At 72.2% G+C, this 23,406-nt stretch carries 15 protein-coding genes and 1 riboswitch; of the genes, 11 read left to right on the top strand and 4 right to left on the bottom strand.

Annotated features, from left to right (window positions below):
- Nucleotides 1-58 precede the first annotated feature (58 nt).
- Complete coding sequence (locus tag AB0M92_RS03550; protein ID WP_366100426.1) at nt 59-1,645, bottom strand: MFS transporter; 1,587 nt, start codon at nt 1,643-1,645, stop codon at nt 59-61.
- A 369-nt stretch (nt 1,646-2,014) separates the two neighbouring features.
- On the opposite strand from AB0M92_RS03550, the gene AB0M92_RS03545 reads away from it, so the two are divergent.
- The 3 genes from AB0M92_RS03545 (at nt 2,015) to mfd (ending at nt 9,234) form a co-directional block, all read left to right on the top strand.
- A complete protein-coding gene (locus AB0M92_RS03545; protein WP_366100425.1) occupies nt 2,015-2,803 on the top strand; it encodes an ABC transporter ATP-binding protein in 789 nt (262 codons plus the stop codon).
- 56 nt (nt 2,804-2,859) lie between these two features.
- Nucleotides 2,860-5,385 (top strand): FtsX-like permease family protein, encoded by a 2,526-nt coding sequence (locus tag AB0M92_RS03540; protein WP_366100789.1) that lies wholly within the window; start codon nt 2,860-2,862, stop codon nt 5,383-5,385.
- Nucleotides 5,386-5,700: 315 nt separating this feature from the next.
- A complete protein-coding gene (gene mfd / locus AB0M92_RS03535; RefSeq protein WP_366100424.1) occupies nt 5,701-9,234 on the top strand; it encodes a transcription-repair coupling factor in 3,534 nt (1,177 codons plus the stop codon).
- Between the two features lie 52 nt (nt 9,235-9,286).
- On the opposite strand, the gene AB0M92_RS03530 is transcribed toward mfd, so the two are convergent.
- Complete coding sequence (locus tag AB0M92_RS03530; RefSeq protein WP_366100423.1) at nt 9,287-10,144, bottom strand: hypothetical protein; 858 nt, start codon at nt 10,142-10,144, stop codon at nt 9,287-9,289.
- A 270-nt stretch (nt 10,145-10,414) separates the two neighbouring features.
- On the opposite strand from AB0M92_RS03530, the gene AB0M92_RS03525 reads away from it, so the two are divergent.
- Both AB0M92_RS03525 and AB0M92_RS03520 read left to right on the top strand, forming a co-directional pair.
- Entirely contained in the window at nt 10,415-11,014 is a 600-nt protein-coding gene (locus AB0M92_RS03525; protein WP_366100422.1) for a hypothetical protein, read from the top strand.
- Nucleotides 11,011-12,528, top strand: a complete 1,518-nt coding sequence (locus AB0M92_RS03520; RefSeq protein WP_366100421.1) for a serine/threonine-protein kinase — start codon at nt 11,011-11,013, stop codon at nt 12,526-12,528. The genes AB0M92_RS03525 and AB0M92_RS03520 overlap by 4 nt, the downstream gene beginning before the upstream one ends.
- Before the next feature lie 27 nt (nt 12,529-12,555).
- Here AB0M92_RS03520 and AB0M92_RS03515 read toward each other — a convergent pair whose 3' ends face one another.
- Nucleotides 12,556-14,988 (bottom strand): YfhO family protein, encoded by a 2,433-nt coding sequence (locus AB0M92_RS03515; RefSeq protein WP_366100420.1) that lies wholly within the window; start codon nt 14,986-14,988, stop codon nt 12,556-12,558.
- A 191-nt stretch (nt 14,989-15,179) separates the two neighbouring features.
- Here AB0M92_RS03515 and AB0M92_RS03510 point away from each other — a divergent pair, with 191 nt between their 5' ends.
- Together AB0M92_RS03510 and AB0M92_RS03505 are read left to right on the top strand one after the other, a co-directional pair.
- Entirely contained in the window at nt 15,180-15,806 is a 627-nt protein-coding gene (locus AB0M92_RS03510; protein WP_366100419.1) for a SurA N-terminal domain-containing protein, read from the top strand.
- 61 nt (nt 15,807-15,867) lie between these two features.
- Complete coding sequence (locus tag AB0M92_RS03505) at nt 15,868-16,884, top strand: nucleoside triphosphate pyrophosphohydrolase (RefSeq protein ID WP_366100788.1); 1,017 nt, start codon at nt 15,868-15,870, stop codon at nt 16,882-16,884.
- 19 nt (nt 16,885-16,903) lie between these two features.
- Here the strand turns inward: AB0M92_RS03505 and AB0M92_RS03500 are convergent, their stop codons facing one another.
- Complete coding sequence (locus AB0M92_RS03500; protein ID WP_366100418.1) at nt 16,904-18,109, bottom strand: globin domain-containing protein; 1,206 nt, start codon at nt 18,107-18,109, stop codon at nt 16,904-16,906.
- A 183-nt stretch (nt 18,110-18,292) separates the two neighbouring features.
- Here AB0M92_RS03500 and AB0M92_RS03495 point away from each other — a divergent pair, with 183 nt between their 5' ends.
- From AB0M92_RS03495 to eno, 4 genes are all read left to right on the top strand, one after another.
- A complete protein-coding gene (locus tag AB0M92_RS03495) occupies nt 18,293-19,510 on the top strand; it encodes a cytochrome P450 (RefSeq protein ID WP_366100787.1) in 1,218 nt (405 codons plus the stop codon).
- 102 nt (nt 19,511-19,612) lie between these two features.
- Nucleotides 19,613-20,665: a transglycosylase family protein gene (locus AB0M92_RS03490; protein ID WP_366100417.1), complete on the top strand. Its 1,053-nt coding sequence runs from the start codon at nt 19,613-19,615 to the stop codon at nt 20,663-20,665.
- 282 nt (nt 20,666-20,947) lie between these two features.
- Nucleotides 20,948-21,118: riboswitch (cyclic di-AMP (ydaO/yuaA leader) on the top strand.
- Nucleotides 21,119-21,120: 2 nt separating this feature from the next.
- Complete coding sequence (locus AB0M92_RS03485; protein WP_366100416.1) at nt 21,121-21,816, top strand: transglycosylase family protein; 696 nt, start codon at nt 21,121-21,123, stop codon at nt 21,814-21,816.
- Nucleotides 21,817-22,081: 265 nt separating this feature from the next.
- Nucleotides 22,082-23,368 carry a phosphopyruvate hydratase gene (gene eno / locus AB0M92_RS03480; RefSeq protein WP_266628651.1) on the top strand — a complete coding sequence of 429 codons (1,287 nt, stop codon included), beginning with the start codon at nt 22,082-22,084 and terminating at the stop codon, nt 23,366-23,368.
- Nucleotides 23,369-23,406 lie beyond the last annotated feature (38 nt).

Here is a 23,406-nt window from a genome sequence, read left to right as displayed (position 1 = left end):
GACTCCGAGGTCTACTCCGTTGACCGGGGTCATGACAAGCAGGACGGGCGGAGGCGGACTACGTGTCGGCCGGCCGCTTCTCCCGGTGCTCCTCCAGTATCGGGAACCGCCGCGGTGCCAGGAGGAGCAGGACGAGCAGCGCGGCCACGGCCGCGGCGGTCGCGCCGAGGAAGATGTGGTCGACGGCGGCGGCCACCGCTTCGCGCAGGTAGTCGGCGGCGGCCCGGGGGAGCAGCTCCGGCCGTTCGAGGGCCTCGGAGACGCCGTCGAGGTGGTCCGGCAGCCCGGACATCGGGGCGTGCGCCAGCCGGGCGGCGATCGTCGCGTTGGCGACGGCCCCGAACAGGGCGGCCCCGAGGCTCTGCCCGACTTGGCGGCAGAACAGCACGGAGGCCGTGGTCGTACCGCGCTCGGACCAGCCGACGGTGGACTGGACCCCGACGATCAGCGGCAGTTGGAAGAGGCCGAGGGCGGCGCCGAGCAGCAGCATGATCAGCGTGGGCTGCCAGGGCCGGGCGGGGTGGGGGAGCAGGGTGAACGAGAACAGGATCACGGCGGCCAGCGAGATCCCGACGGCCGCGGAGTTGCGGAAGCCGATGCGCCGGTAGACGTGCTGGCTGAAGGCGGCTGAGGCGGGCCAGGTGAGGGTCATCGCGGACATGACGAGGCCGGCGCTGACGGCTCCGAGGCCGAGCACGGACTGCGCGTACGTCGGGACGAAGACCAGCGGGGCGACCATGAGCAGGCCGAGCGCGCCGAGGGCCAGGTTGACCGCGGCGATGGTGCGCCGGCGCCAGACCCATCCAGGAATGATCGGTTCTGCGGCCCGGCGTTCGATCCGGACGACCAGGCCCGCCAGTACGGCGCTCGCGCCCAGGAGCCCGAGGGAGGGAGCGGACAGCCAGGGCCAGGCGACGCCGCCCTGCACGAGCGCGAAGAGCAGCAGCCCGCCGCAGGCGAAGACCGCGAGGGCGCCGGCCCAGTCGACGGGGCCGCGGCGCCCGGGGGACCGTACGGGCTCGACGAGGTGGCGGGCGAGCATCCACAGGGCCAGGCCGCCGAGCGGCAGGTTGATCAGGAAGATCCAGCGCCAGTCGGCGTACGAGGCGATGAGTCCGCCGAGCGCCGGGCCGGCCACGGCGGAGGCGGCCCAGACGGAGGACATCCGGGCCTGGATCCTCGGGCGGTCCTTGAGCGGGTACAGGTCGGCGGCCAGGGTCTGCACCGTGCCCTGGAGGGCGCCGCCGCCCAGCCCCTGGACGAGGCGGAAGGCGATGAGGACGGCCATGTTCCAGGCGAGCGCGCACAGCAGTGAGCCGACGATGAACAGGGCTATGCCGAAGAGGAGCACGGGCTTGCGGCCGAAGGTGTCGGAGAGCTTGCCGTAGACGGGGAGGGTGACGGTGACGGCGAGCAGGTAGCCGGCGAAGAGCCAGGAGAAGACGGAGAAGCCGCCGAGGTCGCCGACGATCTGGGGGACGGCGGTGGAGACGATGGAGCTGTCGAGGGCGGCGAGCGCCATCGCCAGCATGAGGGCGGTGACCAGGGCGGTACGGGGGGCCCGCCCGCCGGTCCCCGAAGCGGCTCCGGATCCGGAAGCCGCCGCTTCCCCGGTGCGTTCGCCCGTGCTCTCCTCCGCGCTCACCAAGATCCTTTCACCGTGCACGTATCCGCGGGGAACACCTTCTCATCGCGGGGTATCCGGCGGTATCCCCCCGGTATCCCCCAGAGGTGATCCGCCAAAAGATGCAGAACCCCTAGGGGTTGCTCCTCACAAGGGCCCAGGGGCCATTCGTCCCGGCGGAGGAGGAGGACGGCCGGATGAGGTCCTTAACTGGTTCCTACGGGGCGGGGTGGGGTTAACCCCCCTGCGGATACGGCGATGGGCACCAGGGCGCCGACGGCCTCCGCCCCGCAGACTTCACGACGGCAAGACAGCGGAATCCGGCCACATGCGTGGCAGTGCGAGCAACGAACCATCGGCGCGAGCAACGAACCAACGAGGGGAAGCACCGTGACAACGGCTATGACCGAAACCAGGCACGGGGGTACTGGAGGGCATGAAGCCGTCGCGGCCCGGGCACGCAAGGTCGTCAAGGCCTACGGCGCCGGGGAGACCCGCGTGATCGCCCTCGACGAGGTCGACGTGGACATCAAGCGCGGCCAGTTCACGGCGATCATGGGCCCCTCCGGCTCCGGCAAGTCCACGCTGATGCACTGCCTCGCCGGTCTCGACACGGTGACCAGCGGACAGATCCACCTGGACGACATCGAGATCACCGGGCTGAAGGACAAGAAGCTCACGCAGCTGCGCCGCGACCGGATCGGCTTCATCTTCCAGGCCTTCAACCTGCTGCCCACGCTCAACGCCCTGGAGAACATCACGCTCCCCATGGACATCGCGGGCCGCAAGCCCGATGCGCAGTGGCTGAACCGCGTCGTCGAGACCGTCGGTCTCGCCGGGCGCCTCAAGCACCGCCCGACCGAGCTCTCCGGCGGCCAGCAGCAGCGCGTGGCCGTCGCCCGCGCCCTCGCGGCCCGTCCGCAGATCATCTTCGGCGACGAGCCCACCGGAAACCTGGACTCGCGGGCCGGCGCCGAGGTCCTCGGCTTCCTGCGCCGCTCGGTGGACGAGCTCGGCCAGACCATCGTGATGGTCACGCACGACCCGGTGGCCGCCTCGTACGCGGACCGCGTGATCTTCCTGGCCGACGGCCGGATCGTGGACGAGATGTACGGGCCCACCGCCGACCAGGTGCTGGACCGGATGAAGGACTTCGACGCGCGCGGGCGGACCTCGTGAGCGCGGGCACCGTACTGAAGACCTCGCGGCGCAACTTCGTCGCGCACAAGGGGCGGATGGCGCTCTCCGCCGTCGCCGTCCTGCTCTCCGTCGCCTTCGTCTGCGGCACCCTGGTGTTCACCGACACCATGAACACCACCTTCGACAAGCTGTTCGGCGTCACCAGCGCCAACGTCACCGTCACCGCGAAGGGGGCCAAGGGCGGCGAGGACAACCCGAACCGGGGCAAGCCCGAGGTGCTGCCGGCCTCGGCCGTCGAGCAGGTCGCGAAGGCCGAGGGCGTCAAGAGCGCCGAGGGCGGCGTCGTCTCGATGTCGGTGACGGTGGTGAACGCCAAGAACGAGAACATGGGCTCGACCACCGGCGCCCCGACCATCGCGGGCAACTGGAACGACAACGAGCTCAAGTCGATGAAGATCACCTCCGGCCAGGCCCCGCGCGGCCCGACCGAGATGATGGTGGACGCCGACACCGCGAAGAAGCACCACCTGAAGCTCGGCGACGAGCTGCGCACCATCGCCATCACCGGGGACGTCCGCGCGAAGATCAGCGGCATCGCCACCTTCACCGTGACCAACCCGGGCGCGGCGATCGTCTACTTCGACACCGCCACCGCGCAGGAGAAGCTGCTCGGCGGCCCCGGCCTCTTCACGCACGTCAACGTCATCGCCAAGGACGGGGTCAGCGACGACCAGCTGAAGCAGAACGTCGCGAAGGCCGTCGGCGCGGACACGTACAAGCTCCAGACCGCCAAGGAGTCCGCGGACGCCAACCGCAAGGACGTCGGCTCCTTCCTCGACGTCATGAAGTACGTGATGCTCGGCTTCGCCGGGATCGCCTTCCTCGTCGGCATCTTCCTCATCTTCAACACCTTCTCGATGCTGGTCGCCCAGCGCACCCGCGAGATCGGCCTGATGCGGGCCATCGGCGCCGACAGCGGCCAGGTGCTCAAGTCCGTGATCGTCGAGGCCTTCCTGCTCGGCCTCGTCGGCTCGGTCCTCGGGGTCGGGGCCGGCGTGGGCCTGGCCGTCGGCCTGATGCAGCTCATGGGCCAGATGGGCATGCACCTGTCGACCGATGACCTGACCATCGCCTGGACCACCCCGGTCGTCGGCCTGGTACTGGGCATCGTCGTCACCGTCGTCTCGGCCTTCATCCCGGCCCGCCGGGCCGGCAAGGTCTCCCCGATGGCCGCCCTGCGCGACGCCGGCACCCCCGGCGACAAGAAGGTCGGCCGCATCCGCGCCACCCTGGGCCTGGTCCTCACCGGCCTCGGCGGCGCGGGCCTCTTCCTCGCCGCGGGCGCCGACGAGGCGGCGGCCGGCTCGCTCTGGCTCTCCCTGGGCGTGCTGTTCACCCTCATCGGCTTCATCGTGATCGGCCCGCTGCTCGCCGGCCTCGTGGTCCGGCTGCTCTCCGGCATCGTCCTGCGGCCCTTCGGGTCCGTCGGCCGGCTCGCCGAGCGCAACGCGCTGCGCAACCCGCGCCGCACCGGCGCCACCGCCGCCGCGCTGATGATCGGACTGGCCCTGGTCGCCTGCCTGTCGGTGGTCGGCTCCTCGATGGTGGCCTCCGCCACCGACGAGCTCGACAAGACGGTCGGCGCGGACTACATCGTCCAGTCCCAGACGGGCCAGCCGATCATGCCGCAGGCCGAGCAGGCGCTGCGCGCCACCAAGAACCTGGACCACGTCACCGCGTACCGGGAGGTGGAGGCGAAGATCACCGCCCCCGACGGCTCCGTCAAGGACGACGGCATCAGCGTCACCGACCCGAGCTACGCCCAGGACGTCCGGCGCAAGATGATCGCGGGCGAGCACGCGGCGGCGTACGGCAAGGGCGCGATGTCGGTCGGTTCGCTCTACGCGGACGAGCACCACGTCAAGGTCGGCGACGAGCTGACGGTCGCCTTCACCGGCGGCCAGACCACCACGCTCAAGGTCGCCGCGATCACCTCCGACGAGGGCAACCTCGACAAGGGCGTGAAGTACGTCAGCACCGCCACCGCCGAGCAGTTCCTGCCGGCCGACCGGATGCCGCGGCCGTTCATGCTGCTGGCCAAGGCCGCCGACGGGAAGGCGGACGCCGCCTACGGCGCCGTCAAGGGCGCGCTCGCGGAGTACCCCCAGTACGCCGTGCAGAACCAGACCGACTACAAGCAGACCCTCAAGGACCAGGTCGGCCAGCTGCTGAACATGGTCTACGGGCTGCTCGGCCTGGCGATCATCGTGGCGGTCCTGGGCGTCGTGAACACCCTGGCCCTCTCGGTGGTCGAGCGGACCCGCGAGATCGGCCTGATGCGCGCCATCGGCCTCTCCCGCCGCCAGCTGCGCCGCATGATCCGCCTGGAGTCCGTGGTCATCGCCCTCTTCGGTGCCCTGCTGGGCCTGGGCCTGGGCATGGGCTGGGGAGCCACCGCGCAGCAGCTGCTCGCCCTGGAGGGCCTGAAGGTGCTGGAGATCCCCTGGCCGACGATCATCGGCGTCTTCGCCGGATCGGCCTTCGTGGGCCTGTTCGCCGCACTGGTCCCGGCCTTCCGGGCAGGACGGATGAACGTACTGAACGCGATCGCGAGCGAGTAGGGGGCTCGGCGTTCGTTCGGGGGACCGCCGGCCCCGGCCGGCCCTTCGGGGCCGTTCGGGGCCGACGGCCGTTCACACGGCCAGCACGTGCACGTCTGCTCTGCGAACGCCGCGGCGAAGCCGTCCGGGAGCTCGTCGAAGTCGTCTGAGATGGAGATCCGGCCCTTCACCGATCCGTAGTCGGTCCGTCACTCCGGGGAGGGACCCCGTTCCCTCGCGCGGGGGACCCGGGGGCGTCGTAGGGTGGGAACCCCCGGCCCGTGCGACGTGTCGGGCCCTTCGCGTTGCCCCTCCACCGGACGGAAGCCTCCTTTCATGAGCCTGCACGGACTGCTCGACGCCGTCACCCGGGACCCGGCCCTCGCCGAGGCGGTCACCGCGGCCGGGGACGGCAACCGCATGCACGTGGACCTCGTCGGACCCCCGGCCGCACGGCCCTTCGCCATCGCCGCGCTGGCCGCCAGGAGCGAGCGGACCGTACTCGCGGTCACCGCCACCGGCCGGGAGGCCGAGGACCTGGCCGCCGCGCTGCGCTCCTTCCTGCCGCCCGACGAGGTGGCCGAGTACCCGTCCTGGGAGACCCTTCCGCACGAGCGGCTCTCCCCGCGCAGCGACACCGTGGGCCGGCGGCTCGCCGTACTGCGCCGGCTGGTGCACCCGAGCAAGGACGACCCGGCCGCGGGGCCCGTCTCCGTCGTCGTCGCGCCGATCCGCTCCGTCCTCCAGCCGCAGGTCAAGGGGCTCGGCGACCTGGTCCCGGTGAGCCTTCGGCACGGCGAGAGCGTCGATCTGGGCGAGGTGACCGGGGCGCTGGCCGCCGCCGCGTACGCCCGCGTCGAGCTCGTCGAGAAGCGCGGCGAGTTCGCCGTGCGCGGCGGCATCCTCGACGTGTTCCCGCCCACCGAGGAGCACCCGCTGCGCGTGGAGTTCTGGGGCGACGAGGTTGAGGAGATCCGCTACTTCAAGGTCGCCGACCAGCGCTCCCTGGAGGTCGCCGAGCACGGCCTGTGGGCCCCGCCCTGCCGGGAGCTGCTGCTGACCGACGAGGTGCGGGAGCGGGCCGCGGCCCTCGCCGAGGCCCACCCCGAGCTGGGTGAACTGCTCAACAAGATCGCCGAGGGGATCGCGGTCGAGGGCATGGAGTCCCTCGCGCCGGTCCTCGTCGACGACATGGAACTGCTGATCGACGTCCTGCCGGCCGGGTCGATGGCCGTCGTGTGCGACCCCGAGCGGGTCCGCACCCGGGCCGCCGACCTCGTCGCCACCTCGCAGGAGTTCCTGATGGCCTCGTGGGCCGCGACCGCCGGCGGCGGCCAGGCCCCGATCGACGTCGGCGCGGCCTCCCTGCGCGGGATCGCGGACGTACGGGAGCATGCGCGCGAGCTCGGCATGATGTGGTGGTCGGTCTCCCCCTTCGCGGCGGACGACGCGGACCTGGCCGCGGACACCCTGGGGCTCGGCATGCACGCCCCCGAGGCCTACCGCGGGGACACCGCCCGCGCCCTCGCCGACACCAAGGGCTGGATCGCCGACGGCTGGCACACCGTCTACCTCACCGAGGGCCACGGCCCGGCCGCCCGCACCGTCGAGGTGCTCGGCGGTGAGGGCATCGCGGCCCGGCTGGAGGCGGACCTGCGCACCCTGGAGCCGTCGATCGTCCACGTCGCCTGCGGCTCCCTCGACAACGGCTTCGTCGACCCGGCGCTGAAGCTGGCCGTCCTCACCGAGACCGACCTGACCGGCCAGCGCACCGCCACCAAGGACCTCGGCCGGATGCCGACCCGGCGCCGCAAGTCCATCGACCCCCTCACCCTGGAGGTCGGCGACTACATCGTGCACGAGCAGCACGGCGTCGGCCGCTACATCGAGATGGTGCAGCGCACCGTCCAGGGCGCCACCCGCGAGTACCTCCTCGTCGAGTACGCCCCCGCCAAGCGCGGCCAGCCCGGCGACCGCCTCTACATCCCCACCGACCAGCTGGAACAGGTCACCAAGTACGTCGGCGGCGAGGCCCCGACCCTGCACCGGCTCGGCGGCGCCGACTGGACCAAGACCAAGGCGCGCGCGAAGAAGGCGGTCAAGGAGATCGCCGCCGACCTCATCAAGCTCTACAGCGCCCGCATGGCGGCCCCCGGCCACACCTTCGGCCCGGACACCCCCTGGCAGCGCGAGCTGGAGGACGCCTTCCCGTACGCGGAGACGCCCGACCAGCTCACCACCATCGCCGAGGTCAAGGAGGACATGGAGAAGTCCGTCCCCATGGACCGCCTGATCTGCGGCGACGTCGGCTACGGCAAGACCGAGATCGCGGTGCGGGCCGCGTTCAAGGCGGTCCAGGACGGCAAGCAGGTCGCCGTCCTCGTCCCCACCACCCTGCTCGTGCAGCAGCACTTCGGGACCTTCTCCGAGCGCTACAGCCAGTTCCCCGTCAACGTGAAGGCGCTGTCCCGCTTCCAGTCCGACACCGAGTCCAAGGCCACCCTGGAGGGGCTGAAGGAGGGCTCGGTGGACATCGTCATCGGTACCCACCGGCTGTTCTCGCAGGAGACCAAGTTCAAGGACCTGGGCCTGGTCATCGTCGACGAGGAGCAGCGCTTCGGCGTCGAGCACAAGGAGCAGCTGAAGAAGCTGCGCGCCAACGTGGACGTGCTGACCATGTCCGCGACCCCGATCCCGCGCACCCTGGAGATGGCGGTGACCGGCATCCGCGAGATGTCGACGATCACCACCCCGCCGGAGGAGCGCCACCCGGTCCTCACCTTCGTCGGCCCGTACGAGGAGAAGCAGATCGGCGCGGCCATCCGCCGCGAACTGCTGCGCGAGGGCCAGTGCTTCTACATCCACAACCGGGTGGAGTCCATCGACCGGGCCGCCGCCAAGCTGCGCGAGATCGTGCCCGAGGCGCGGATCGCGACCGCCCACGGCCAGATGTCCGAACAGGCCCTGGAGCAGGTCGTCGTGGACTTCTGGGAGAAGAAGTTCGACGTGCTCGTCTCGACGACGATCGTCGAGTCCGGCATCGACATCTCCAACGCCAACACCCTCATCGTCGAGCGCGGCGACAACTTCGGCCTCTCCCAGCTCCACCAGCTGCGCGGCCGCGTGGGCCGCGGCCGCGAGCGCGGGTACGCGTACTTCCTCTACCCGCCGGAGAAGCCGCTCACCGAGACCGCGCACGAGCGGCTCGCGACGATCGCCCAGCACACCGAGATGGGCGCCGGCATGTACGTGGCGATGAAGGACCTGGAGATCCGCGGCGCGGGCAACCTGCTCGGCGGCGAGCAGTCCGGGCACATCGCGGGCGTCGGCTTCGACCTCTACATCCGCATGGTCGGCGAGGCCGTGGCCGACTACCGGGCGGCGATCGACGGCGGGGTGGAAGAGGAGCCGCCGCTGGAGGTCAAGATCGAGCTGCCGGTCGACGCGCACGTCCCCCACGACTACGCGCCGGGCGAGCGGCTGCGCCTGCAGGCGTACCGCTCCATCGCCTCGGCCAACTCCGAGGCGGACGTCAAGGCCGTACGGGAGGAGCTCCACGACCGCTACGGCAAGCTGCCGGAGCCGGTGGAGAACCTGCTGCTGGTGGCGGGGCTGCGGATGCTGGCGCGGGCCTGCGGGGTCGGCGACGTCACCCTCCAGGGGCCCAACATCCGCTTCGGTCCGGTGGAGCTGCGCGAATCGCAGGAGCTGCGCCTCAAGCGCCTCTACCCGGGCTCGGTGCTCAAGCCGGCCACCTCGCAGGTGCTGATCCCGCGGCCCAAGACGGCCCGGGTGGGCGGGAAGCCGCTGGTCGGGCGGGAACTGCTGGCCTGGACCGGCGAGTTCCTCACCACGATCCTCGGGTCCTGAAACGCACGCGGCCGGGGACCGCTCCGCTTCGGAGCTCCCCGGCCGTGCGCGCTCAGACCGACTCGGCCGGGCCGCCGTCCCCCAGCTTGGACAGGTCCAGCACGTCCGCGCCCGGCGGCAGGGCCGTGTCCACGGGCGTGCCGAAGGCGGAGAAGAGGACCTCCCCGGTCTGGTCCCCCGTGATGGTGGACTTGAGGACGTACGGAGTGCCCTGGGTGGCTATGTAGTCGGTCTCCGTGCCCTCCTTGGCCGCCGTGGTGACCGCCAGCGCCTGCTTGCCGTCGAGGGTGACCGTCTCGCCCTTGCGGGCCAGCGGGTTGGGCCGGTCGCCGCCGTCCGTCAGCTTGTCCAGATCGCAGATGTGGCCCATCGCGGCGGCCTTGGGGTCCGAGACCGGCATCTTCAGCCAGCGGTCGGCGAGCATCGTGACCATCGCGTCGGTCTGCTTCTTGGGCGCGTACTTCTTCGCGGCCGTGCCCCGCCAGTAGTCGGCGTCCCCCTTGAAGTGGATGAGCTCGGTGGATTTGACGAGGTCCACCTTGCCCATGCCCTCGTACCGGATCGCGCCGCTGCAGCTGCCCTTCCTGTCGAGGGAGAGCTCGAACTCGACCGGGGTGCCGCCGTCGCGCATCTTCGCGACGACACGCGCCGATTCGACCTTGCGCATCGCCTCGCGCGACCGGCTCAGGATCTCGGCGCCCGACAGGTCCGCGAGCCCGCCGGTGCCCTTGGCGGCCCCCTTGCCCTTCGCGGCCGGTGCGGGCGCGGCCCCGGCCGACGCCGACGCGGCGGCGCGGGCAGCCCGGCCGATGTCCGCGGCCTTGCTCGCGCCGACCGGCGCGCAGGCCGTCGTCAGTCCGAACAAGGCCGTCGTGGTCAGCACCGACACGCCGATGCTCCGGCTTCGCATGTGGATTCCCCCCTGGAACAACAACTCGACTGCCGAGGGTAGTCGCCGCCGGTCAGGGGGAGTCCGCGATTTCCGCGCGGCCCGGCCGGCCCGCGTCCGCCGGGAGGTGTGCGGCGACCCTGCAACGGTTGCGCACATCCCCTCACTGGCGGCCGGAAACGCTGTATACGCTCAGACCCGAAACTTCGTCGACACGGTCCGTCAGGAGCAGCGATGCACGGCCCCGGCCTCCCGCCGCAGCAAGGCCCCCAGCCCAGTACCGGGGGAGTCGTGGCACTGCGCGTGCTGTTCGCCCTGCTGCCCGTCCTGAGCTGCGGCTTCCTGGGCTGGGCCACGATGCTGCGGCTCGCGGTCGTCACCCGCAAACCCCGCGACTGGTGGCTGCTGGCCGTCAACTGCGTGCTCACCGTCGCCTCGGTCGCGCTGATCGGCGCCGACCCGACGCCCGAGACCAACGGCTGGCAGGGCAATACGGGCGCCTTCGGCGTCATCATCACCGGGTTCCTGACCTGCGTGTACTTCCTGGTCGCCGACATCCAGCACCACGCGGGCCGGGCGGCCGCCCCGACCGCCGCCTGGTACCCCGCGCAGCCCGCGCCGTACGTACCCCAGCAGCAGCCGCAGCCGCAGCGGCCGGCGTACGGCTACCCGCCGCCGGCGCAGCAGCAGACGCCCACGCCCACGCCCACGCCGACCCCCGCCCCCGGACCTGCCAATCCGCCGCGCATCGGGCAGGTCCGCGCCGAGCTCGACGAGCTGAGCGAACTGCTGCGCAAGCAGACCCCGCACCCGCAGGCCCCGCACCCGCAGAACCCGCACCCGCAGAACCCGAACGCCTTCGGCAACGACGCTGAGGGCCCGGCCCGGTGACGGACGACGACCGGATCATCGGCGAGCGCTACCGCCTGGCCTCCGTCCTGGGCCAGGGCGGCATGGGCCAGGTCTGGACGGCGTACGACCAGCGGCTGGACCGCCGCGTCGCCGTCAAGCTGCTGCGCCCCGACAAGGTGGCGGGACCCGGCTCCGTCGCCGACGAGCTGCGCCGCCGCTTCGTACGCGAATGCCGGGTCACGGCGCAGGTGGACCACCCCGGCCTGGTCACCGTCCACGACGCGGGCAGCGACGGCGACGAGCTGTTCCTCGTCATGGGTCACGTCGAGGGCACCGACCTCGCCGACCACCTCGCGCAGCACGATCCGTACCCCTGGCCGTGGGCGGTCGCCGTGGTCGCGCAGCTGTGCGGGGTGCTCTCGGCCGTGCACGCGGTGCCGATCGTGCACCGCGACCTGAAGCCGCGCAACGTCATGGTCCGCCCGGACGGCACCGTCCTGGTCCTCGACCTCGGCGTCGCCTCGGTGATGGACACTGACACCACCCGCCTCACCAGCACCGGCACCCCGATCGGCAGTCCGGCGTACATGGCGCCCGAGCAGGCGATGGGCGGAGCGGTCGGCCCGTACACCGACCTGTACGCCCTCGGCGTGCTGCTGTACGAACTCCTCAGCGGCAACGTCCCGTTCGCCGGGTCCACCGCGCTCGGCGTCCTGCACCGCCACCTGTACGAGCCGCCCGTCCCGGTGCGCCGGCTGCGCCCGGAGGTCCCGCACCAGCTGGAGGCGGTCCTGCTGCACCTGCTGGCGAAGGACCCGCAGGACCGGCCGGCCTCCGCGCAGCACGTGTACGAGGCCCTCGCCCCGCTGCTGCCCAAGCAGGGCACCCCGGCGGGCAGGCTCGACCCGACCCGCCCCTTCCTGCGCCCGCACGCCCCCTGGCCGGACCGCGCCGCCACCATCCCGCCGCAGCCGACGACGCCGCCCACGCCGCAGACCCCGCCCAAGCCGGACATCCCGGCCGCGGTGGACGAGGCCCGCAGCCTCCTGGAACAGGGCCTCCTCACCCAGGCCGTGGACATCCTCGGCGGGATCCTCCCGGCCGCGGCGGCCGAGCACGGCGAGCACTCCACGGTGGTCCGCTCGCTGCGCAAGCAGTACGCGGCCACGCTGATGGACGACGGCCAGTACCGCCGGGCCCTGCCCGAACTGCGCCGCCTCGCCGACGAGTTCCCGGCCGGCGACCCCCAGTCCCTGCGCTTCCGCTACGACGCGGCCCAGTGCCTGGAGCAGCTGGACGCGCCGGGGGCGGCCCTGGCCGAGTACCGCTCACTGCTCCCGCTGTTCGAGAACCACTACGCGAACCCGGACCCGGGGCTCCCGCTGGAGGTCCGGCGCCGGATAGCGCACCTGCTGCTCTCCCTGGGCGAGCGGCCCGCGGCCCACGACACCCTGGCCCGCCTGCTGTTCGACGCGGACCGCATCCACGGTCCGAACCATCCCTTCTCGACGGAGGTCCGCCGCACCCTGCACTGGCTCAGCCAGGTCCGCTGAGCCCGCCGCCGCCCGGGCCCCGGCCGCTCAGGCCCCGGCCGGGGCGAGCTCCACGGGTGCGCCGGCCTCCGGGCCGTGCGGGGGGCCGGCGCTGCGGCGGGTCCGCGGCCCGCGGCGGCGCTCCGCCAGGAGCAGCCCGGCCAGGACCAGCAGGGCCGCGCCCGCGACCGCCGAGCCCGGCACCAGACCCGGAGGACGGAACGAGCAGCTGATGGTGGTGGTGCCGGGGGTCAGCGGGACGGAGACCAGGCCCAGGTAGGGCGTGGCCGGCCGGCCGTTGCAGCTCCACCCCGCGATCGCCGGGGAGGAGAGGACCGCGGTGCCCGTGGTGCCCGCCGGGAGCGTGGCGCTGACGGTCGAGGAGCCGACCCGCAGTCCCGTGGGCGCCGATGCGCGCAGGGCGGCCACCGCCGGGTCCAGGCGGGTGCGGTCCAGGCAGGACAGGGCCCAGCGCGGCGGCGCCGGAGCGTCGAAGACCAGCGCCGAGGAGGCCCCCCGGGAGGCGCCCAGCGGCTGGAGGGCCGCCCGGTTGCGCGGCGCGTTGCCGTTCAGGCGGAAGGCGCGGCCGTCCGCGAGGCGGGCCGTCGCGTTGTACTCCGGGGCCCACAGGTAGGCCTCCGTGCCCGCGCGGCACACCCCGGGCGCGACGGGGTCCTCGTACACCCTGGCGCCCAGCAGCAGTTCCTGGTTGGCGAACGGGGGGCCGTCGAACGGTCCGTACGAGGGCACGGGCCCCGCCGGGCGGATCGTGACCAGCGGGGGGACGACCTGCGCGCGGCTGATCGTGCCGTCGGGCCGCAGGCGGGCGCCGACCGCGAAGAGCGCGTCCGTCACCGGGTTGTCGATGCTCTGCACGTTGCGCCCGCGCGAGGTCCAGCCCGCGCCGAGCGCCACCATCGTCCGCGTGAACACGTCCGGGGTGTGACTGCTGTAGTACGCGCCGCCCTCCCCGCCCAGCAGCAGCGGGTCGTTGCCCGTCAGCGCCGGCCGGCCCGGGTCCGTGCGGTACGCGGGCCAGCCCTCGGCGCCGGCCAGGGCCTCGGAGCGCGCGGTGTGCGCCGTGCCCCACGAGGGGTAGTCGTCCAGCCCGCCCAGCTTGCCCTTGTGCCCGAACGCCGTGGTCGCGGCCGCCTGCCCGATCAGTACGAGCGCCAGCACCCCGGCCGCCGGGAGGACCAGCCGTCGATGGCGCAGGGACCACCAGGCCGCCACGGCCAGTGCCAGGCCGCCGCAGAAGAGGGCGAGGCCCCAGGCCGTCGCGAGTGTGCTGGCGGCGGCGACCGCGGCCGCCGCCGCCAGCACCGCGGCCCCCGCCGCCAGCTCCCGCAGCCGGGGCAGCCCGGCCGCCAGCCCGGTCCACGCGGCGATCACGGCCACCCCGGCCAGTACGAACGTCTGCCGGTACGGGCTGCCGTTCGGGGTCGCGAAGACGTGCCAGGCCAGATGCGTCGGCGTCCACTGGAAGGAGAGGAGCACCGCGGCCGTGAGCCCCGCCCAGCACAGGCGGGTGCGCGGCGGCACCGCCGTGTGGAACGGCAGGGCCGCCACCAGCAGCAGCGTCCCGGTGCCGACGAAGAGCGCCGGTGAGGAGAAGGAGTACGTCGCGGGCAGGATCCGGGCGAACAGGTCCGGCCAGGACACGGGGTCGAACTGGCGCGTCCACCCGGGGTAGGCCTGCTTCGAGCTCAGGAAGAGGGGCACCAGCACCGGCGCGGACACCGCGATGCCCAGCAGGGTCGTCACGGCGCCGCGGACGAGCACCGCCAGCCGCTCCCGTACGCCCTCGCGCGTCAGCACCACCCGTACCAGGAGCACCAAGGCCGCGCCCAGCGTCGCCATGTAGGCCGTGTAGAAGTTCGCCGTCCAGGACACCGCCACCACCAGGACGGCGAGGGCGGGCCGGCGCCCGCGCAGCGCCCATTCACCCGTCAGACACAGGAGCGGGAGGGCGATCAGACCGTCCAGCCACATCGGGTTGTACGAGGCCTCGATCACCGACCAGCCGCACAGCGCGTACGAGGCCCCCAGCAGGCCCGCCGCCCACCACGGCCCGCGGCGCTGGGTGCGCAGCAGCCAGGCCATCGCCGCCGCGGCCGCCGCCATCTTCAGCACGGTGACCACGTACACGGCGAGGTCGATGTCCTCGCGCGGGAAGAGGGCGACGAGCACCGCGAAGGGGCTGGAGAGGTAGGTGCCGAAGTCGGGCAGGAAGCCGGTGCCGAAGCCGGACTGCCAGTTGAGCAGCAGGCCGCCTTCCGCGCGCCCGTGCAGGAGGTCCCACAGGTGGGCGTGGAAGGGGACGAACTGGTTGCCGAGGTCGTTGATGCTGCGGTGGCGGTGTCCGTACGGGAAGACGCGGGCGACCGCGTCCCCGGCGCAGACGGCCACCGCCGTGATCAGGGCGGCGAGGGCCGAGCCGCGCAGGCTCGGGCGGCGCGGCGAGCGGTGCGGTGTGGACATGGTGGGCCGACCTTGGCACCGCCGGTGGACCGGAGGATGGCCACGGGGTGACCGTGACATCAACAGACGCGTACCCCAACACCCGGGGAATCGTTGGTCGAACCAGTGGCTCGGATCACCCTGACTGCATACCATCGATCACCGCACGGCCTTGTGCACCAAAGCACAATCTCCCGGCCCTGGAGGCTCCTTTGCACCGTCGCACTGCGCTCTCCGTCTCCGCCGCCCTGCTCGTGGCGGCCCCCTTGCTGTCCGCCTGCTCGGGCCAGGCCCGGCCCGGCACCGCGGCCGTCGTCGGCGGCGAACGCATCACCACCTCCGCGCTCCAGGCCCAGGTGGGCGATGTCCGCGCCGCGCAGAACCGGACCGGGTCCACCGCGGCCCAGCTGATCCAGTCCTCGCCCGGCCTGGAGCGGGTCAAGCTCAACAAGATGATCCAGACGGTCGTTCTGGAGCGGGCCGCCGAGGACGCGGGGGTGAGCGTCAGCGAGAAGGAGGTCCAGGACTTCCGCAAGGCCCAGCTGCAGCAGGCGGGCGGAACCGAGAAGCTGGCCGCGGCCGCCCTGGAGCAGGCCCAGCTCGCGCCCGGGCAGCTCGACGCCGACGCCCGCTTCAAGCTGCTGCGCGACAAGCTCTTCGAGCACTACGGCAGCCAGGACAAGGCCGTCGAGAAGCTGGCGTCCGCCGCGAAGGCCCTGCACATCGAGGTGAACCCGCGCTACGGCGTCTGGGACGCGCAGCAGATCGTGCTCGGCGACCAGGACACCCCCTGGATCGTCCAGCGGACCCGGCCCGAGCAGGCCCCCGCCGGAGCCTGAGCCGCCCGTCCGGAGGTAGGTTCGGAGGGTGACCGACCACACCGCCGAACCCGCCCCCGCCGTGCCCGCCCCGGCCGGACCCGTCCCGGCCGGATCCGCCGACGCCACGGCCGCCGGCCGGATCGTCCTGCTGACCGCGAGCCACCGGGTCGCCCCCGGCCTGCTGTCCTGGCCGGCCTGGCGGACCCTGCACGCCGCGGACCGGGTGCTGTGCGCCGACCCGGGCCACCCGCAGCTGCCGTACCTGCGCGAGGCGGGCGTCGAGGTCGCGCACGAGGCCCCGGACGCGCACGCGCTCGTCGAGGACTGCGCCGGCGGCCGCACGATCGTGGTGATCCCGTCCGGCGAGGGCGACCGGCGGCTCACCGACGGGCTGGCCCGGCTCGCCGGCTCCGGCCGCGTCGACATGCCCGACCTCGAACTGCTGCCCGGCTCGTACGACCTGCCCGGTGCCCGCCTGCTCGACCTCGTCCAGGTGATGGACCGGGTCCGCCGCGAATGCCCCTGGACCTCGCGCCAGACCCACGAGGGACTCGTCAAGTACGCCACGGAAGAGGCGTACGAACTCGTCGAGGCCATCGAGGACGGCGACCGGGACGCGCTGCGCGAGGAGCTCGGAGACGTGCTCCTGCAAGTGGTCTTCCACGCCCGGATCGCCGAGGAGCACGCCGACGAGCCGTTCTCCATCGACGACGTGGCCGGCGGCCTCGTCGAGAAGCTGATCCACCGGCACCCGCACGTCTTCGGGGACGCGGACGCGCAGACCCCGGAGGACGTCAGCGCCCACTGGCAGCGCACCAAGGCGGTCGAGAAGCAGCGGGAGTCCGTCACCGACGGGATCCCGCTGGGCCAGCCCGGACTCGCGCTCGCGGCCAAGCTGGCCGGGCGGGTCCGTACGGGCGGGGTGGCCGTGGAACTGCCCCGCGGCGAGGGCATCGGCTACGAGCTGCTGGAACTGGCGGCCCGCGCCGAGGCGGCGGGCGTCGACCCCGAGACCGCGCTGCGCGCGGCGGCCCGCGCCTACCGGGACGCGATCCGCGCCGCCGAGGGCGTCGGGGCCGGGAGCGGCGGGGAGTAGCGGGGAGCGGCGGGGAGGCCTAACGGGGCGCGCGGCCCGACGGGTTGTGCCAGTGCGGCTCGGGGCGGCCGAGGAACCACTCGCCGAAGCCCAGGGGCCGGCCGCCCGGGCCGTGGCCGGTGCCCGCGGTGGGCACCGAGTCGTGGAAGATCCTGCCCGGCAGGGCGCCCAGCTCCTTCAGCACGTGCACGGTCTGTTCGACGAACGGCGGCGGCCCGCTGAGGTACACGTCCTGCTCGGGCCACATGGCCCGGTGGCCGAGCGCGGTCGCGAGCCGCCCGGTGGCCTGGTCGCGGTGCTGTCCGGGGGCGGGCGTGATGTAGGTGACGCCGAGCCGGCCGATGGCGGCGGCGTACTCGTCGATCAGCGGGCGGTCGTACAGGTGCGCGGCGTCCCGGGCGACCACGAAGAGCCGCACGTCCTGATCGGGGGGCTGGTCGGCGAACTGCTCCACGATGGCCCGGATCGGCGCCCAGCCGGTGCCCGCCGCGATGAGGGTGACGGGCCGGTCGGCGCGGCGGAAGGTCAGCTGCCCTCCGGCCGCGCCGAGCCGCAGCACCTCGCCCGGCCGCACCTCGCGGACCAGGGCGGTGCTGAGCCGGCCGCCCTCGATGCGGCTGACGTGCAGGTCGAGGGTGCCGTCCGGGCGGGGGGCGTTCCCGATGGAGTACGTGCGCCAGATCCTCGGGACCCGCTCGCAGCTCACGCTGGCGTACTGGCCGGGGAGGTGGGGGAAGGGGGCGTGCGGGCGCAGGGTCAGCACCCCCATGTCCTGCCCGTATTGGAGGTGGCGCACGATCTCGGCGTCCCACCAGGGCGGGTCCTCGCTCGCGGCGGCCCCGGCCATCATGGCGTCGGCGATCACCTGGTACGCCTCGGACCAGGCCTTCTCCACCGTCGGGGTCCAGGCCTCGCCGCAGGTGCGGGCGAGCGCGGCGAGCAGGGAGGAGCCGAGGGCCGCGTAGTGCTCGGGGCCGGCGAGGAACTTGCGGTGGTCGCGGCCGAGGTCGTGGAGATAGGGGAGCAGGCTCTCGTCGCCGAGGCGGGTGACCACGTGGGTCAGCGCGGCGAAGAGCCGGTCGCGCTGGCGTTCCATGTCCGCGGGGGAGGCCGGGAAGAGCTCACGGATCCCGGGGTTGTGCCAGAAGAGGTGGGAGTAGAAGTACTTGACCGCGTGCTCGGCCCTTCTCTCCACCACCGCGAAGCTGCTCTTCAAGATCCTCACATCCACAAAACCGACAGTAGGAACGCCGGGGAACGCGAGGTCAAGCGTTGGCGGATCTACGGACAGCCGCGGCGAACCACCCATATGGGATGGGGGCGGGCGGGATACGGTCAGCGGGTGCATGAGCCGACCCCCGCAGCCCCCGCAGCCCCCGAAGACGGCACTCCTCCCCAGGGCCCGACCCTGTTCGACTGGGAGTTCGCGACCGATCCGTACCCGGCGTACGCCTGGCTGCGCGAGCACTCCCCGGTGCACCGCACCAAGCTGCCGAGCGGGGTCGAGGCCTGGCTGGTCACGCGGTACGCCGACGCCCGCCAGGCCCTCGCCGACCAGCGGCTCAGCAAGAACCCGGCGCACCACGCGGAGCCGGCGCACGCCAAGGGCAAGACCGGGATCCCGGGGGAGCGCAAGGCGGAGCTGATGACGCACCTGCTGAACATCGACCCGCCGGACCACACGCGGCTGCGGCGGCTGGTGTCGAAGGCGTTCACCCCGCGCAGGGTGGCCGAGTTCACCCCCCGGGTGCAGGAGCTGACCGACCACCTCATCGAGCAGTTCGCGAGCCGGGGTGAAGCGGACCTCATCCACGAGTTCGCCTTCCCGCTCCCCATCTACGCCATCTGCGAGATGCTCGGCGTACCGCGCGAGGACCAGGACGACTTCCGTGACTGGGCCGGGATGATGATCCGGCACGGCGGCGGCCCGCGCGGCGGGGTCGCCCGCTCCGTGAAGCAGATGCGGACCTATCTCGGTGAACTCATCCACCGCAAAAGGGATGATCTGGGCAATGACCTGATTTCGGACCTGATCCGCGCGAGCGACCACGGCGACCACCTGACGGAGGCCGAGGCCACCGCGATGGCCTTCATCCTCCTGTTCGCCGGATTCGAGACGACCGTGAACCTCATCGGCAACGGCGTCCACTCCCTCTTCATGAACCCCGCTCAGCGCGCCCGCCTCCAGGATTCCCTCGCCGCCGGCGAAACCGCCCTGCTGGAGACCGGCATCGAGGAACTGCTGCGCTACGACGGCCCCGTGGAGCTGGCCACCTGGCGGTTCGCCACCGAGCCGCTGACCCTCGGCGGCCAGGAGGTCGCGACGGGCGATCCGGTGCTCGTCGTCCTCGCCGCGGCCGATCGCGATCCCGAGCGGTTCGCCGATCCGGACACCCTCGACCTCTCCCGCACCGACAACCAGCACCTCGGGTACGGGCACGGAATCCACTACTGCCTGGGTGCTCCGCTCGCACGACTTGAAGGACAGACGGCGCTTGCGACTTTGCTGACGCGTCTGCCGGATCTGGAACTCGCTGTTCCGCCCAACGAGCTTCGCTGGCGCGGGGGTCTGATCATGCGTGGCCTGCGCACTCTTCCCGTGAAGTTCACAGCCCGAAACCCCTGAACTCTCTTTGACCGTAAGTCAGCCCCCGTCAAGAGTTGTTACTCGCATGCTAAGGCGGCTAGGTTCTGCCGTTACCCAGCCGTTATGCGAAAGGTGCAGCTCATGCGTTCCGGGAACGGCCGCCACAGACGCCCCCGCCAGGTACCCGCGATAGTCGTCACCGCCGGAGTCACCGGTTCCGCGTTGGCCCTGCCCCTGCTCGCCGCCACCGGCGCGAGCGCGGCCGAGGCCTCCACGTGGGACACGGTGGCCGAGTGCGAGAGCGGCGGCTCCTGGAGCGCCAACTCCGGCAGCGGGTCCTACGGCGGACTCTCGTTCACGCAGGAGCAGTGGAGCGCTTCGGGCGGCCTGGAATTCGCCGAGCGCCCCGACCTCGCGAGCCGCTCGCAGCAGATAGCCGTCGCCGAGCGCGTACTGGGCGCCCAGGGCCCCGAGGCCTTCGGGCACTGCTCGGAGACGGCCGGACTGACCCGGCAGGGCCCCGCGGCCGCCGTGGACCCGGGCCTGCCCGGCACGCTCGGCCCGGTCACCCCGAGCCCCTCGCGCCCCGACGACTCGGTCCCGGCCGGCGGTTCCGGTGCGAAGCCGCAGGACTTCGGCGCCCCGACCCCGACTGCGACCCCGGTCTTCACCCTTCCGCCGGCGCCGCTCGCGCCGAACAGCGGACTGCCCGTCATGCCCGACCCGGACCTGCCGTCCACTTCGCCGAGCGCCCCGGTGCTCCCGGGCGACCCGACGACGTCCCCGGGCACCCCGACGGCGCCCACCGACCCGACGGCCCCCTCGACGGGCACCCCGACCACGCCGGGCAGCCCGGATCCGACCGCTCCGGTCACCCCGGCCGACCCGAGCGCCCCCGCCTCCCCCTCGGCCCCGGGCACCCCGGGCGTCCCGGGTGCCACGACCGACCCGGCCGGCATCCCGGACCCCTCCGGTAGCGGCAAGCACCGTGGTACGCCCGCGCTTGAGGTGCCCGCCACGCCTGACGCGGCGTCGGATCCCTCGTACACGGTTCAGGCGGGCGACAGTCTGGCAACCATCGCTTCTGCCAAGGGGGTCAAGGGCGGCTGGAACGCGCTCTACCAGGCCAACGAGCTGGTCATCGGCGATGACGCCAATCTGATCAAGCCCGGTCAGAATCTGGATCTAAGTTAGAAATAGCGGCACTTCGGACACCCGGAAAAGGCTGAATGTCCGTTATCTGCAAGTGAGACATGTGTCTCTTCCGGTCAACTGGCGTGTCCCGCCTGGAGCCTTCCGCAAACCCCGCCCTCACCTGCGCAAACGCCCGCAAGGAGGGCGCAAGTAGGGCCCGTTTCTCCCCGGTGTTCCTCGTTGAACATCGGGGAGAGACCTGTCTACCTTCTGAGTCGCCCGCCACCGCGGGCTCCTTCGACCGCATCGCCGAATCCTGCCGGCGGACGGGGGGAACAGTCGTCGCGTCAAGCGCCGAAGGCAGGAGCGGGGGAACCAAGGTAGGCGCCGGGACCGGCCGTTGAGAGACGGCGAGGGAACGGCTAGGGGTTAAGTCGTGCGCCACACCGCACGGCCGGGCACTCATCAGCCCGAACCCGACAGCTCACCTCGTAGGCGTCGGTGAGGAGAACTCCATGCTGATTTCCGGCAAGGGAAAGCACCGTCGCGCCGGCAAGGCCGCCCGCATCGTCACGCTCGCCGGTGTCGCCGGTGTCGCCGTCGCCGCCCCCCTGATGGCGGCCGGCTCGGCCTCCGCCGCCACGGCCTCCCAGTGGGACGCCGTCGCGAGCTGCGAGTCCGGCGGCAACTGGTCCATCAACACGGGCAACGGCTACTACGGCGGCCTGCAGTTCTCGTCCTCCACGTGGGCCGCGTACGGCGGCAAGTCGTACGCCTCGCAGGCCAACCAGGCCTCCAAGTCGCAGCAGATAGCCATCGCCGAGAAGGTCCTCAAGGGCCAGGGCAAGGGCGCCTGGCCGGTCTGCGGCAAGGGCCTCTCCAGCTCCGCTTACAACGGTGGTGGCGCGACCGACACCCCGAAGAAGACGGAAACGAAGACCGAGACCAAGAAGACCCAGCCGAAGAAGACCGAGCCGAAGAAGGAGACCACGCGCGAGAGCTCCGCGCCGGTCACCCGCTCCGAGCGTGCCGAGGCCCCGGTCGTGAAGACCGGCAACGGCTCGTACGAGGTCAAGCCGGGCGACACCCTGGGCACCATCGCCGAGGCCAACGGCGTCAAGGGCGGCTGGGAGAAGCTCTTCGAGCTCAACAAGGACATCGTCTCGGACGCCGACCTCATCTTCCCGGGTCAGATGCTCAAGCTCAGCTGAATCCCGCAGTGACGACCGCGGCCGCCCGTGCGGCGCCGCGGCAGCCCGACCGCCCGGCGCGTCTTCCCCTCACGCGCCGGGCGGCGGCGTTCGCGCCCGCGGTCCAGGGTCCTATGTACCGGAAGGCGGGTATTCGGGCCCTTTTTCGTCCCAGGGGGCGGGCGGTCGGCCGGCCGAGTGCCCGGAGGCGGTTAGGCTCTAGTCGGCGGGGCCATCCCACGGCCCGACATGCCACCGCACACCCAGCGTCACATCCCAGAAGGAGATGCTCGTGCCGTCCATCGACGTCGTCGTAGCCCGGGAAATCCTGGACTCCCGAGGCAACCCCACGGTCGAGGTCGAGGTGGGCCTCGACGATGGCAGCACCGGCCGTGCTGCAGTTCCGTCCGGCGCCTCCACCGGTGCCTTCGAGGCCATTGAGCTCCGTGACGGTGACCCCAACCGTTACATGGGCAAGGGTGTCGAGAAGGCCGTCCTCGCGGTCATCGAGCAGATCGGCCCGGAGCTCGTCGGCTACGACGCCACCGAGCAGCGCCTGATCGACCAGGCCATGTTCGACCTGGACGCCACCGACAACAAGGGCTCGCTCGGCGCCAACGCCATCCTCGGCGTCTCCCTCGCCGTCGCGCACGCCGCGTCCGAGGCCTCGGACCTCCCGCTGTTCCGCTACCTCGGCGGCCCGAACGCGCACCTGCTGCCCGTTCCGATGATGAACATCCTCAACGGCGGTTCGCACGCCGACTCCAACGTGGACATCCAGGAGTTCATGATCGCGCCCATCGGCGCGGAGTCCTTCTCCGAGGCGCTGCGCTGGGGTGCCGAGGTCTACCACACCCTCAAGAAGGTCCTGCACACCAAGGGCCTCTCCACCGGCCTGGGCGACGAGGGCGGCTTCGCCCCGAACCTGGAGTCCAACCGCGCCGCGCTCGACCTCATCGTCGAGGCCATCAAGCAGGCCGGCTACGTCCCGGGCAAGGACATCGCGCTCGCGCTCGACGTCGCCGCGTCCGAGTTCTACAAGGACGGCAAGTACGAGTTCGAGGGCCAGTCCCGCTCGGCCGCCGAGATGACCGAGTACTACGAGGAGCTCGTCTCCGCGTACCCGATGGTCTCCATCGAGGACCCGCTGTACGAGGACGACTGGGCCGGCTGGAAGACCCTCACCGACAAGCTGGGCACCAAGGTCCAGATCGTCGGCGACGACCTCTTCGTCACCAACCCGGAGCGCCTGGCCCGCGGCATCGAGGAGGGCTCCGCGAACGCCCTGCTCGTGAAGGTGAACCAGATCGGTTCGCTGACCGAGACCCTCGACGCCGTCGAGATGGCCCAGCGCAACGGCTTCAAGTGCATGATGTCGCACCGCTCCGGCGAGACCGAGGACGTCACCATCGCGGACCTCGCCGTCGCCGTGAACTGCGGCCAGATCAAGACCGGCGCCCCGGCCCGCTCGGACCGCGTCGCCAAGTACAACCAGCTGCTGCGCATCGAGGAGATCCTCGACGACGCCGCCGTGTACGCCGGCCGCAGCGCCTTCCCGCGCTTCAAGGGCTAATCACGGCAGCCCTCCGGGGCTGGCCTCCGTACGTCCCC

The sequence above is a fragment of the Streptomyces sp. NPDC051582 genome, assembly GCF_040681715.1.
GTDB lineage: Bacteria > Actinomycetota > Actinomycetes > Streptomycetales > Streptomycetaceae > Streptomyces.
Note: the sequence above shows the minus strand (reverse complement) of the source record. Positions and strands in the feature narration are given on the sequence as shown.